The sequence below is a fragment of the Candidatus Brevundimonas phytovorans genome, from assembly GCA_029203145.1.
Lineage (GTDB): Bacteria > Pseudomonadota > Alphaproteobacteria > Caulobacterales > Caulobacteraceae > Brevundimonas > Brevundimonas phytovorans.
Genome location: CP119309.1, coordinates 1,395,008 through 1,407,882 on the forward strand (window position 1 = coordinate 1,395,008; position 12,875 = coordinate 1,407,882).

Annotated in this window: 13 protein-coding genes and 1 riboswitch; of the genes, 7 read left to right on the forward strand and 6 right to left on the reverse strand. The window is 65.4% G+C overall.

All coding sequences use genetic code 11. The features are described 5' to 3' along the window. The gene (locus tag P0Y52_06665) at window positions 1-1,956 is read right to left on the reverse strand and encodes a TonB-dependent receptor (protein ID WEK59219.1); all 1,956 of its coding nucleotides are present in this window, start codon (window positions 1,954-1,956) and stop codon (window positions 1-3) included. Between the two features lie 134 nt (window positions 1,957-2,090). Then, window positions 2,091-2,300: riboswitch (cobalamin riboswitch) on the reverse strand. A gap of 37 nt (window positions 2,301-2,337) precedes the next feature. Between P0Y52_06665 and cobU the strand changes: the two genes are divergently transcribed. Next, the gene (cobU, locus tag P0Y52_06670; protein ID WEK59220.1) at window positions 2,338-2,859 is read left to right on the forward strand and encodes a bifunctional adenosylcobinamide kinase/adenosylcobinamide-phosphate guanylyltransferase; all 522 of its coding nucleotides are present in this window, start codon (window positions 2,338-2,340) and stop codon (window positions 2,857-2,859) included. Window positions 2,860-2,995: 136 nt separating this feature from the next. Here cobU and P0Y52_06675 read toward each other — a convergent pair whose 3' ends face one another. Next, the gene (locus P0Y52_06675) at window positions 2,996-3,895 is read right to left on the reverse strand and encodes a LysR family transcriptional regulator (protein WEK59221.1); all 900 of its coding nucleotides are present in this window, start codon (window positions 3,893-3,895) and stop codon (window positions 2,996-2,998) included. 122 nt (window positions 3,896-4,017) lie between these two features. Here P0Y52_06675 and P0Y52_06680 point away from each other — a divergent pair, with 122 nt between their 5' ends. Then, on the forward strand, window positions 4,018-4,716 hold the full coding sequence (locus P0Y52_06680) for a pirin family protein (protein ID WEK59222.1): 699 nt from the start codon (window positions 4,018-4,020) through the stop codon (window positions 4,714-4,716). Between the two features lie 50 nt (window positions 4,717-4,766). Further along, window positions 4,767-5,600 (forward strand): alpha/beta hydrolase, encoded by an 834-nt coding sequence (locus P0Y52_06685; GenBank protein WEK59223.1) that lies wholly within the window; start codon window positions 4,767-4,769, stop codon window positions 5,598-5,600. Between the two features lie 231 nt (window positions 5,601-5,831). Here the strand turns inward: P0Y52_06685 and P0Y52_06690 are convergent, their stop codons facing one another. Next, entirely contained in the window at window positions 5,832-6,845 is a 1,014-nt protein-coding gene (locus tag P0Y52_06690; GenBank protein ID WEK59224.1) for a CocE/NonD family hydrolase, read from the reverse strand. 462 nt (window positions 6,846-7,307) lie between these two features. Between P0Y52_06690 and P0Y52_06695 the strand changes: the two genes are divergently transcribed. Beyond that, on the forward strand, window positions 7,308-8,084 hold the full coding sequence (locus P0Y52_06695; GenBank protein WEK59225.1) for a LytTR family DNA-binding domain-containing protein: 777 nt from the start codon (window positions 7,308-7,310) through the stop codon (window positions 8,082-8,084). 132 nt (window positions 8,085-8,216) lie between these two features. Here the strand turns inward: P0Y52_06695 and P0Y52_06700 are convergent, their stop codons facing one another. Beyond that, the gene (locus tag P0Y52_06700) at window positions 8,217-8,810 is read right to left on the reverse strand and encodes a TetR/AcrR family transcriptional regulator (GenBank protein ID WEK59226.1); all 594 of its coding nucleotides are present in this window, start codon (window positions 8,808-8,810) and stop codon (window positions 8,217-8,219) included. Window positions 8,811-8,913: 103 nt separating this feature from the next. Here P0Y52_06700 and P0Y52_06705 point away from each other — a divergent pair, with 103 nt between their 5' ends. From P0Y52_06705 to P0Y52_06715, 3 genes are read left to right on the forward strand one after another with little or no spacing between them, the layout of a single operon-like run. After that, window positions 8,914-9,693 (forward strand): SDR family oxidoreductase, encoded by a 780-nt coding sequence (locus P0Y52_06705; protein ID WEK59227.1) that lies wholly within the window; start codon window positions 8,914-8,916, stop codon window positions 9,691-9,693. A 51-nt stretch (window positions 9,694-9,744) separates the two neighbouring features. Then, the gene (locus tag P0Y52_06710; GenBank protein WEK59228.1) at window positions 9,745-10,836 is read left to right on the forward strand and encodes an alkene reductase; all 1,092 of its coding nucleotides are present in this window, start codon (window positions 9,745-9,747) and stop codon (window positions 10,834-10,836) included. Window positions 10,837-10,868: 32 nt separating this feature from the next. Then, on the forward strand, window positions 10,869-11,882 hold the full coding sequence (locus P0Y52_06715; protein ID WEK59229.1) for an NADP-dependent oxidoreductase: 1,014 nt from the start codon (window positions 10,869-10,871) through the stop codon (window positions 11,880-11,882). Window positions 11,883-11,926: 44 nt separating this feature from the next. Here P0Y52_06715 and P0Y52_06720 read toward each other — a convergent pair whose 3' ends face one another. Together P0Y52_06720 and P0Y52_06725 are read right to left on the reverse strand one after the other, a co-directional pair. Next, window positions 11,927-12,289, reverse strand: coding sequence for a hypothetical protein (locus tag P0Y52_06720; GenBank protein ID WEK59230.1), 363 nt, complete (start codon window positions 12,287-12,289; stop codon window positions 11,927-11,929). A gap of 1 nt (window position 12,290) precedes the next feature. Continuing rightward, complete coding sequence (locus P0Y52_06725; GenBank protein ID WEK59231.1) at window positions 12,291-12,677, reverse strand: response regulator; 387 nt, start codon at window positions 12,675-12,677, stop codon at window positions 12,291-12,293. Window positions 12,678-12,875 lie beyond the last annotated feature (198 nt).

The following is a 12,875-nucleotide window of genomic DNA, read 5'->3' on the forward strand; positions in this document are numbered from 1 at the left end:
TCAGAACCGGACGCGAACGCCGCCGAACACGCCGCGACCGGCCGTGCCGTAGTTCAGGACCGTCTGATAGTCCTCGTCGAAGGCGTTCTCGATCCGGCCATAGACCTCGAGGTTGTCATCGATCGGATAGGAGACCCGGAGGTCGACCAGGGTGTATTCGCCCACGACGACGGTGTTGGCGTCGTTGTTGAACGTCTCGCCCACATAGCGCACCGCCACGCCCGTCTTCAGGCCAAAGGCGAAGGCGTAGTCGGCGGCCAGGTTGGCCATGTGCTCGGGGCGACGCGTCAGACGCTTGCCGTCCGTCGCGCCCGAGGCGCTCTTGGCGTCGGTCCAGGTGTAGTTAGCGCTGAGGTTAAGGCGGTCGGTCACATCGACGCGAGCGACCAGTTCGACGCCTTGCGCCTCGGTCTTCTGGACGTTCTTGTAATAGCCCCAGCGGCCGACGCCGTTCACCGTGCACAGCGGGTCGGTCGTGCCGAAGTCGCAGCCGTTGTAACGGATCTCGTTATCAGCCTGACGGTTGAAGTAGGTCGCCGAAACCACGGCGCGATCGAACAGACGCTGCTCGACGCCGACTTCCCAGCTGTCGAACTCTTCCGGCTGCAGCGTCAGATTGCCGTACTCACTGTAAAGCTCATACAGACCCGGCGCGCGGAAGCCCTGCCCCCAGCTGGCGCGCACCACAGTGTCGCCGTCGTTCAGAGCCCAGGCCGCCGCGACCTGACCCAGCAGGTTGTCGCCGTATTGGGCGTGGTCGTCGTAACGCAGGCCGCCGGTCAGGGTCAGGCCGTCGAGCACGGTCCACTGAACCTGGGCATAGGCGCTGTCCAGGTCCGCCTGACCGCGCGCGAAGGCCGGGTTCAGATTGAAGGCCGACGGCGAGCGGGTGCGCATTTCCGAACGCTCGCTCTCGATGCCGAAAGTGGTGTTCAGCGCCTCGGTAACGGCGAACGTGCCCTGGTATTCCCAGCGACGGTTCTCGCCCGCTGCGTCGAAGGTCAGCGGCTGAGCCAGGGTCTCCGGGTTGTAGTTGCGGCGGTTGGTGTCGGTGTAGGCATAGCCGATCCGGTTGCGGAAACGGCCGTCCAGCAGGTCGAAGTTGAGGCCCGCATAGCCGACCAATTCCTTGGTCTTGCCGTACTCGCGGCTGTCGCCGTTCCAGGCGTCAAAGTCATTCTGACCGCTGGACCAGACCGAGCGCAGGTCCAGCGAGACGGCGTCCGTGATCTTCAGGTTCAGGCGGCCCGACAGGCCGGTGTTGGTGTAGCCGTCGTCCTCGGTTCCCGTCGCATAGGCCGAGAAGCCGTCGGTATCATAGCGGCTGGCCGCCAGACGCCAGCTCAGACGGTCATTGGCGCCGCCGACGCCGCCGCGGAAGTAGGTCGTGCCGCGCGAACCCGCTTCGGCGTCGAGCGAGCCTTGCAGGGCCTCGGTCGGTTCGGCGGTGACGATGTTGACCACACCGCCGATGGCCTGGCTACCCCACAGGGTCGACTGGGCGCCGCGCAGGACCTCGATGCGTGCGGTGTCGCCGACCAGCAGGTTTCCGAAGTTGAAGCCGCCCTGGGTCGAGGACGGGTCGTTCAGCTTGACCCCGTCGATCAGGACGACAGTGTGCTGGCTCTCGGCGCCGCGAATGTTGACGCCCGCGGCAGCGCCGACGCCGCCATTCCGAGTGTAGCTGACGCCCGGCGTCTGGGCCAGAAGCTCGGCCACGGCGGGGGTCTGGCGGGCTTCGATGGCGGCCTGGGTCAGGACCGTGACCGAGGCGCCGACGCGCTCGATGGGCTGGGCCGAACGGTTGGCGGTGACGATGACGTCGGCCACGGCGGTGGCGCCGGCGCGACCGGCCACGTCAGGCGCGGCGGCCTTCTGATCCAGATCTTCGGCGGCGGCGGGGAATGCGGCCAGAAGGCTGGCGGCAGCGAGGGTGGCATAGGCGATCCGGTTCATCCGGCGGCTCCTTGACGACGCCGGCCAACAGCCTCCCAAATGCCCATCGGACACGCGGAAGGGACCGCTGGCGCGGCTGGTTTACGACTGTCGTCACACGAGTCACCTCGACCGCTCGGCACATCCCGACCGCGCGGAGAACGACGGCGACAGGCAGGTCTCCTGGCTCACGGATCAACGCCGGTGCGCGTCGCCTTCCCAGAAATCCTTCGGGTCGAAACCGTCCAGATCGCCAGTGGCTATTGACGCGCGGGCTAGCCGCTTACAGTTGCGGGAACAGCCGGAGCATTAAACTCCGTTCCCTTTTGATCCCCTCACGGGGAACCTGACGCGATGGTGGCAGTAGGACCGCGCGCTGCTCAGGTCAACCGGAGACGATCAATGAGCCTAACCCTGGTCCTGGGCGGCGCCCGCTCGGGCAAGAGCGCCTATGCCCAAAAGCAGGCCGAACGGGCGGCTGCGGGCACGGGCCGCCCTCCCCTGATGCTCGCCACCGCCGAAGCCTTCGACGACGAGATGCGCGACCGCATCAACCGCCACCGTGAAGAACGCGGCGACGGCTGGCGTACCCGCGAGGTTCCGCTGGACCTGGCCGCGGCCATCCGCGACCTGAGGCCTGAGGATGTCGTGGTCGTGGACTGCCTGACCCTGTGGCTCAGCAATCAGATGCTTGGCGGCCGCGACGTCGCCGCCGCCATTGACGACCTGGCCAGCGCGCTTGCGGCCTGTCCTGCCGCCGCCTGGGTCGTCAGCAACGAGGTCGGCTGGTCATTGGTGCCGGAGACCGCGCTTGGGCGCCGTTTTCGCGATGCGGCCGGGCGATTGAACCAGCGGATCGCGGCTGTCGCTGACAGCACCTGCCTAATCGTCGCCGGGATGCGCCTGGCCCTTCATCCCGCCTAGAGCCCCGGACGCGCCGCCCTGTCCCCCTCCATGAAGATCTCGGCGTGTATGGCTGTTCAGCGCCAGATGCGGGCATCGGTTCAATGAGGCAAAGCAGACCTGGCGACTGACAGCGCGGCTGGATCCGATCCGGGCGTCAGGACGCCGAGAAACGTCTTGTCATATAGTCCATCAACGCGGCGACACGCGCCGGACGCGGTCCGCCGCCGGGCGCGACAAGGTGGACGGAAATAGGCGGCAAGGCCCAATCCGTCATGACGGTCTCTAGCCGCCCCTCGGCGACGTCCCGCCCGTAGATGAAGTCCGGCTGGACGGCGATGCCCAGGCCGGCGCACAGGGCGGCGGTCAAGGCGTCGGCGTTGTTGGCGCGCAGCGGGCCGGTCGGGCGCACCAAGACCTCTTCTCCGCTCTCATGCACCAGACGCCAGGTCTCGCCGCTAGGCAAATAGGCGTATCCAAGGCAGGCATGACGGGCCAAATCATCAGGATGGGTCGGACGGCCTCGTTGCTCCAGATAGTCGGGAGAAGCCACCAGATGGCGACGAACTGGCCTTAGCTTACGAGCGGTAAGCGACGAATCCGGCAGTGCGGCGATGCGAAGGGCGCAGTCAAAGCCCTCCCCCACCAGATCCACAGTCGCGTCCGACAGGTGCAGATCCACCGATACGTCAGGGTGTGTAGCCAGGAACTCAGGCAGGGCCGGCGCCACATAGGCCATGCCGAACGACATGGGCGCGGCCAGACGCACCAGCCCGCGCGGCATGACAGCCTGATCCAGAGCCTCGCCCTCGGCGGCTTCCGCCTCGGCTACCATCAGACTGGCGCGCGCCGCCATCGACCGTCCTGAATCCGTCAGGGAAAAGCGGCGCGACGTCCGGTGCAGCAGGGTGGTGCCCAGGCGCAGCTCCAGTCGCGACACCGCCTTGGACACCGTCGCCTTTGACAGGGCCAGGGCGTCCGCAGCGCCCGAGAAGGACTGGGTCTCAGCGACCTTGGCGAAGATCGCCATGGCTTCAAGATCGGGGAGCTTTGACATCACTTCTCCGAAACGATGAGTTTCATTCGTTTCTATTTCTGAACTCAACCTGATCGCTATCCTGATTTCACACAAGAGCGCCGGGCGGTTCCGGGCTCTGAGAGACATTCAGGATCAAGACCATGATCGAACTGCGCCCCTTCGACAGCCTCGGCGGCGAAAACCACGGCTGGCTGAACGCCAAGCACCACTTCTCCTTCGCCAACTACTATGACCCGAAGCGCATGAGCTGGGGTTCGCTGCGGGTCTGGAACGACGACGAAATCCAGGCGGGAACAGGCTTCCCTCCCCACCCGCACTCGGACATGGAAATCATCACCTACGTCCGCGACGGGGCCATCACCCACGAGGACAACCTGGGCAACCGGGGTCGTACCGAAGCCGGCGACGTTCAGGTCATGAGCGCCGGCAACGGCGTGCGTCACTCCGAGTTCAACCTGGAATCCGAAACCACTCGGATCTTCCAGATCTGGATCGAGCCGACCCGTCGTGGCGAAGACGCCAGCTGGGGCGCCAAGCCCTTCCCCAAGGGCGACCGCGCCGGACAGTTCGTGGTCCTGGCCTCGGGTTTTGAGGACGATGCCGACGCCCTGCCGCTTCGCACCGACGCCCGCGTCGTAGCGGCCACGCTTAAGGCCGGCGAGACGGCGTCTTATCCTCTGGGCGCCCAGCGCCGCGCCTACCTGGTCCCCGCCAAGGGCTCCATCGACGTCAACGGCGTGGTCGGGAACGCTCGCGACGGCCTGGCCGTTCGCGATGTCGAGACCCTGATCGTCACCGCCCTGACCGACAGCGAAATCGTGCTCGTCGACGCCGCCTGATTGTCTCTCTGTAAGCGTCCTTCAGAACCCTCATTCAACGGAATCCGACCATGCCCTTCGTCACCACCTCCGACGGCGTCGACATCTTCTACAAGGACTGGGGGCCGCGCGACGGGCGCCCCCTGGTCTTCCACCACGGCTGGCCGCTCAGCTCGGACGACTGGGACGCCCAGACGCTGTTTTTCGTCAACAGAGGCTATCGCGTCATCGCGCATGACCGTCGCGGCCATGGGCGCTCGACCCAGGTCTCCGATGGTCACGATATGGATCATTACGCCGCCGACTTCGAAGCCGTGGCCGCAGCCCTGAACCTGAAGGGCGCCGTCCATATCGGCCACTCTACTGGCGGCGGCGAAGTGGCTCGCTATGTCGCAAAATACGGCGCCGGTCGGGGCGTGGCCAAGGCTGTTCTGATCGGCGCCGTGCCTCCGATCATGCTCAAGACCGAAGCCAATCCCGAAGGTCTGCCGTTGGAGGTCTTCGACAGCTTCCGAGAAGGCGTCGCCAACAACCGCGCGCAGTTCTATCGCGACGTGGCGGCCGGCCCCTTCTACGGCTTCAACCGCCCCGGCGCCGAGCCGGTCGCCGGGGTGATCGACAACTGGTGGCGTCAGGGCATGATGGGCGGCGCCAAGGCCCACTATGACGGGGTGAAGGCCTTCTCGGAAACCGACTTCACTGAGGACCTGAAGGCGATCGAGGTTCCGACCCTGATCCTGCATGGCGACGACGACCAGGTCGTGCCGATCGCAGATTCCGCCCACAAGGCCATCAAGTTGCTGAAGAACGGCCAGCTCAAGGTCTATCCCGGCTATCCGCACGGCATGGCGACCGTCAACGCAGACGTCATCAACGCCGACCTGCTGGCCTTCATCGAAGGCTGAATTCCTCAGTAATCCTCATCAAAAGGGCCGCCCCGTGTGCGACACGGGGCGGTCGTGCTGGACCGCGACTAATTCTCGATGGCCGAGGACGAGATCGTCCATGTCGAGAGCGACCTGACCCTGCTGGGCGGCCAGGTGGTCTGGGGCGCCGTCTCCATTCTGGCCGTGCTCGGGGTCCTTATTCATGGAGCGGCGACAGGCCGTGGCCGGCGCCCTGCCCGCCAGTTCGGTCTACGGCGCTGCGCGCGCGAGAAGGCGTCCGTCGCCATAGGTTCCGTCCAGCCGGCCTGTCCGCGCCCAGTCCAGCACCGCCTGATAGTAGCCCGAGGCATAGCCGAGCGAGGTTCTCGCGCCGTCTGGCGCCGTTTCGAACCGGACAATGCCGTGGTCGGTATCCGGGTATTCCAGCAGGGTGACGGGTCGGCCCTGCGCCGCCAGATCAATGAGCCGCTTGCGGGTCGCGTCAGGCGGGGCGCCGATATCATTTTCCGCCTGGATCCACAGCATGGGCGTATCCAGACTGTTCAGCACCGGCAGGGGATCATAGTCCCAGGATGTCCCCAGATCGAGGACAGGGGCCATGGCGATGATCTGATCGTTCGGCGTGTTCAACAGAAAGCCGGTGAACTCGCCCTTGATGTCCGCGAACCAGGGCTCCGCGCCATATCTGGCCCGCACGGCCTCCAGATCGCCAAAGCCAGTCTTGCCGTGGGAGGCGATGAAGGCGCTGGAGACGTCGGTGATCGCGCGCGCCTGTTCGAGGACGTCGGCGCCCCACCCCTTGGCCTTGAGATCCAGAATCACCTGATCGCTGTCTTCCGAAAGCGCGCCATAGGCTAGGCCGAAGGCCACGGTGACGAAGTCGACAGGTGTCTGGCTGGCGGCGAGCGGCGCGATCCAGCCGCCCTGGCTCGCGCCGTGCAGACCGACCCGTCCAGCTCGCGTTCCGGCAAGACGGCGCGCCTCCAACACCGCTGCCGCTGCGTCTTCAGCCAGCACATGAAAGTCTTGCGTATAGCGCCCCTCCGATCCGCCCGACCCTCGCTTGGCGTAGACAAAGACGCCGACACCCGACGCGGGCGCGAACCGCTGGAAGGGGTTGAAGTCCAGCGCATTGGCGCCTTCTGACCCGTGCACCTCGACCATGATCGGAACTGGTCCATCTCCCGGCGGCAGGATCAGGCGTCCGTTCAGACGGGTTCCGCCCTGCCCGATGAATGTCGTGGCCAGGGTGTCCAGGGCCATCCGATGGCCAGGCTTCCCTTCAAACGCGATCCGCGCCTCGTCGCAGCGCCCAAGCTGAGGTTGCGGGCCTTCGACACGGGTAGTCCAGCCCAGCGTGCTGACCCAATGACCGTCGGCGCCCGGCATCATCTTCGCCGAGGTCCCGTCCAGGCGACGCCACCGAAGCCCCCTGCTCTCAAGCGGTGCGACATCCACCCAACTGCCGTCTTCAAGTCGGTAGATCCCCACGTGGCACGCCACGGCCGGGTCCGGTCGCGCATCGACATCGGCGCCTGGCAACTGGGCGGCCGCAGGGAATGCTGCTGAAAAGATGATGAAGGCCAGCGTGCTGGCGAGCCAGGATTGCGACACGGGTTTTTCCTGCGTGAAGGGTGTGTTCTCGCCCAACGCCATTGCTCCGGGAGCGACGGCTCGCTAGGCCCGAATTCGCGAACGGCGCCACAGGTGCGCGAACGGGGCTGCATGGGTCACAGCGACAAGGTCATCATCGGAACGGGGACCGCGCGACGCCGGGTGATCGACGCCGTCATGCTCGTTGCGATGGGGGTGCTGCTGGGCTTTCTCGGCCCCTTCGACTCGGACAGCGCCCCAATCGGAACCCGTTACGCCTACTGGATCGCCTGCATGCTGGGCGGGGGACTGATCGCCGTCGCGGTGGACGAAGGGTTCGGCCGACGCTTGCCTGTGGCGTGGAAACGGGTGGTTGCAACCTCGACGCTCGCAACGCCGCTCGTGGCGCTGTTCGTCCTGACCACTCAGTGCTTCCTCTTCGGCGAGATCCTGGGATGGCCGATCTACATGCCGCTGCTCTGGCAGGTCTTGCCGATCATGCTGGCGGCCATGACGGTCAGAGCCCTGGTTTGGCGGCAATTGCCTGTGCGGGTCGAGGCGCGAACCATCGTCGCGCCGCCGCTGCCCGAGGCCGAGGCGGCGTTCCGGCGACGGCTTTCAGCCAAGCGTCGCGGGGCGCGCTTGATCGCTGTCGAGGCCCACGATCATTACCTGAAGGTCCATACCGACGCTGGCCCGGAGTTGATCACGCTTCGCTTTTCGGACGCGATGGAGGACCTGGCGCAAGCGCACGGATGGCGGGTACACCGCTCCTGGTGGGTGGCGGCTGACGCAATCGAAGAGGTGCGCTGGCATCGTGGCGGCGGCGAGATAAGCCTCACTGGCAACCGGAGGGCCCCCGTCAGCCGGACCTACATTGCCCGATTGAAAGAGGCCGGCTGGTTCTAAAAAGCGGGTCCGACCATTCGCTATGTCAACCGATGACATGCAGCCACGACGTGAATGCGCCAGGCACGGTCCTTCGATCACCACCGAGCCCCGACATTCGACGGGGGCGGATGCGATGAAACCCCGCCGATCTCAGGCCCCGGACGAGACCGAAACAGCCTCTCCGTCCCGACGCTGTCCTCGTGTGCTGTCGTCGATCCAGTTTCGCGCTTCTTGCAAGATCTCATCGGACAGGGCGGGATCGTCGACGGTGCGCGCCATGACCAGCGCGCCCACCAGAGACGCCCAGGCGCCGATCGCCGCCCGCCGGGCGTTTGGCGATTCTGTCTGGCCGATTGCTGACGTGATGCGATCAATCTGGGATTTGAAACCAGAGGTCATCGCCTGGCGCGCAGCCGGGGTCTGACGGCGGACGTCGGCGATCAAGGCGGCCGTAGGACACCCTCTGGCGACGCTGTCGCGGTGCCTGGGGGACAGATAGGCGTCGAGGATCTCGACTAGATCCTCGGGGCCTGACCGCTCCGTGCCGAAGATGTGGGCGATCGTCTGGGCGATCAGATCGTCCTTTGATTCAAAGTGCCCGTAGAAGCCGCCGTGGGTCAGGCCGGCGGCCTTCATCACCTCCGCCACGCTGACCGCCTCGAAGCCCTTCTCGCGGAACAGCCGTCCGGCGGCGTCCAGGATTCGCGTCCTGTTGGCCTGCATCTGCTCGCGCGTCACTCTCATTCCGAAATCCTTCGAACCGTCTGTTGACACTTAGATGATGGGCATCATATTTGGCAACTAAGATGATGCCCATCATGAAAAAGACCCTCAAGGAGCCGCATCCATGTCTGATCTGCCGTCCGTTCTGATCACCGGCGCTTCAAGCGGTATCGGCGCCGCCTACGCCGACCGCTTTGCCCGCCGCGGGCACGATCTGGTGCTTGTCGCTCGGGACGCGGCGCGAATGGAGACGCTAGCCGCGACGCTGCGGGCCGAAACCGGTGTCTCGATCGAAATTCGGAAGGCTGACCTCACGCATGGCCCGGATCTCGAAACGGTCTCCAGCCGCCTGCGCCAGGATGATCGGATCGGGGTGCTGGTCAACAATGCCGGCGCCAGCATCGGCGGCCAGTTCGCCAATCAATCCGGCGCCGACCTCCAGAAGCTTATCGCCCTGAACGTGTCAGCGGTGGTCGAACTCGCCAACGCCGCCGCGCCGCGCTTCGCTCGGGAAGGGCGGGGGGCCATCGTCAACATCGGCTCCGTCGTCGGCCTCGCGCCTGAGTTCGGCCTGTCGATCTATGGCGCGACCAAGGCCTTCGTCCTCTATCTGTCCCAAGGGCTCGCTATCGAACTCACCCCCAAGGGCGTCTATGTTCAGGCGGTCCTACCCGCCGGAACCCGAACCGAGATATGGGAACGGTCGGGCGCCGACCCCGAAAAGCTGCCGCCGCTTATGGAGGTTGCCGAGTTGGTGGACGCCGCACTGGTCGGTTTCGACCGGCGGGAGCCGGTCACCATCCCGCCGCTTCAGAACGCCGCCCTGTGGGACGCCTTCCAAGGCGCCCGCCAGGCCATGCTGCCCGGCTTCGCCGCCACCGTGCCCGCCGACCGCTACCGCTAACCCTCCTGACGCCCTTCCCGTCACAGACCCTGTGAGAGATCAGAGATCCCCATGCCCGACACCAGCCTGTTCGCCCCCTACGCCCTCGGTCCCATCACACTGTCCAACCGGATCGTCATGGCGCCCCTGACGCGCAACCGGGCCGGACCGGGCTTCGTGCCCGGCGACCTCGCCGTGGACTATTATCGCCAGCGCGCCACGGCCGGGCTGATTATCACAGAAGCAGCGCAGATCTCTCAACAGGGCCAGGGATATCAGGACACCCCCGGCATCTATGACGCAGCCCAGATCGAGGGCTGGCGCAGGGTGACTGAGGCCGTTCACGCCGAGGGCGGGCGCATCTTTATCCAGCTCTGGCACGTCGGGCGCATCTCGCACATTGACCTTCAGCCCGGCGGCGCGGCGCCTGTCGGGCCGTCCGCCATCCGGGCCGCGACCAAGACCTTCGTCAACAACGGTTTCGTCGATGTGTCGGAGCCTCGTGCGCTTGAGCTTGAAGAGATCCCCGGCATCGTCCAGGACTTCCGCCGGGCCGCAGCGAATGCGATCTCGGCCGGGTTCGACGGCGTCGAGATCCACGGCGCCAACGGCTATCTTCTGGACCAGTTCGCCAAGGACGGCGCCAATGTCCGCACGGACTCCTATGGCGGATCGGTCGAAAATCGCGCGCGTCTGATGCTGGAGGTCGCCGCCGCCGTCGCCGAGGAGATCGGGGCTGATCGCACAGGCATCCGGCTTTCGCCCGCATCCCCCGCCAACGCCATCTCGTCCAGCGACCCGCAATCCCAGTTCGACTACATCGTCGATCAGTTGAATGCGCTCGGGCTGGTCTACATCCACGTAGTCGAGGGCGCGACCGGCGGCCCCCGCGACGACGCCGCCTTTGACTACGGTTCGCTGCGCCGGCGCTTCGCCAACACCTACATCGCCAACAACGGCTACGACCGGACGCTCGCCGAGACACGACTGGACGCCGGAGAGGCCGATCTGTTCGCCTTTGGCCGCCCATTCATCGCCAATCCCGACCTGGTGGAACGGCTGAAGACCGGCGGGCCCCTGGCCGATCTCAACCCGGCGACCCTCTACGGCGGCGGCGCCGAGGGCTACACCGACTATCCCGCCCTCGACGCGGCTCGCCAATAAGCGACAGACGACCTGCGGAACGGAGATCCCCGATGAAGGCCTATATCCTCGACCGCTACGCCAGGAAGGCCGTTCTGCGTCTGGGCGAGCTGCCCGAGCCTGCGCTGCGTGAAAACGACGTCCTGATCGAAGTGCATGCTGCGGGTCTGAACCTGCTCGACTCCAAGATTCGGGACGGCGAATTCAAAGCCATCCTGCCCTATCGACCGCCCCTGGTGCTCGGTCACGACGTGGCGGGCAAGGTCGTTCGCGTCGGATCTGGCGCAAGGCGGTTCAAGCTCGGCGACGCCGTCTACGCCCGCCCTCGTGACGGCCGGATCGGGACCTTCGCCGAGTTCATCGCGGTCGACGAAGCCGATGCGGCGCCAAAGCCCGTCAACCTGACCATGGAGGAAGCGGCCGGCCTCCCCCTGGTCGCCCTGACGGCCTGGCAGGTCCTGGTCGAGCGCGCCGGGCTGAGCCCAGGCCAGAAGGTTCTGATCCATGCGGGTTCGGGCGGCGTCGGGGTCTTCGCCATCCAGTTGGCCAAACACCTCGGCGCGGCGGTCGCCACGACCGCCAGCGCCGCCAACGCCGAACTGGTCCGCAGCCTGGGGGCCGATGTCGTCATCGACTACAGGACCCAGGATTTCGCCCGCGAACTGTCGGGCTACGATGTCGTGCTGAACAGCCTGGACGGCGAGACGCTGGAGCGCTCTCTGAATGTCCTGAAACCCGGCGGCAAGCTGATCTCGATCTCGGGGCCGCCGGACCCCGCCTTCGCCAAGGCCCAGGGCCTGAACCCGATCCTCAAGCTGATCATAGGTCTTCTGAGCCGCAAGATCAGACACAAGGCCGCCGCGAAGGGGATCGACTATTCCTTCCTGTTCATGCGTGCGGGCGGCGAACAGCTGCGGCGGATCACCGCCCTGATCGAAGCCGGCGACATCCGGCCGGTGCTGGATCGCACCTTTGCCTTCGCCGACCTGAACGCCGCCCTCGCCTACCTCGAGACCGGCCGGGCCAAGGGCAAGGTCGTGGTCACTCTCAAAGAGGATGCGCAATAAGCGCCGTCCACTCAAACGCCCTGTCCGCCACTCCGGCTCGCGGCCTAGTCGGAGACCGCCCGCGGATCGTGGGTGCTGAGCAGATCATCGATGTCCGCCTGAGCCAGGCCCTGACCGCGCAGGGCGGGACCGTTTTCAAGCTTGACCACGCCTGAGGCTGGTAGGCTAGCAGGTGAGATGGCGCCGCTGAGTTGCGTCAAACGCTGGCCGATCACGTCTTCAAAGGCGCACAGTTCCAACAGCCCCAGGAGACGACCCTCCAGCCGGCACAGCGCCGCGTCATCGCCGTCCCGAAACCTGGCGATGTCGTCCAAACCCGCCTCGTGGACCGCCAGAAGCGCCTCTGTCGCCGTCGCCAGCTCTTGCCGTATCTCGCTGACCAGGTCGGCGAAGGCGGCGGCCGCCATGTCAGAATTCCCCCAGCACGGCCGTCAGCTTCTGCTTCAGCACAGCGTGCGTGAAGGGCTTGATGATGTAGCTGTTCACGCCCGCTTGCCGGGCGGCGATGACGTTCTCGATCTTGGCCTCAGCCGTGACCAGCACGAAGGGCAAGGCCCTGGTTTTGGGCTCGGCGCGCACCGCCTTCAACAGTTCGAACCCCGTCATCGGCGCCATGTTCCAGTCGGACAGGACCAGTCCATATCCATTCGCGGCGATCATCGTCAGCGCCGTCGGCCCGTCCGTCGCCTCGTCCACATTCATGAAGCCGAGCTGGTTCAACAGCCCGCGCACGATCCGAACCATTGTCTTGTAGTCGTCAACAACCAGGATCTTCATCGATTTATCGACAGCCATGCCTTCCCCCAATCACCCTCCGTGACCCCAAAACAAGAACACCGATATTCTGAACAAATTCTGGACATTGATTCAGATCAAAATGACGAATTGAAGAATATAAAAATCAATAGTTACACCTAGAGCGTATATTTTTCATCGTAGTGCGCCACTACAAATACCAGAGGAGCCGTTTGATAGCGGTATTTTACACCGACT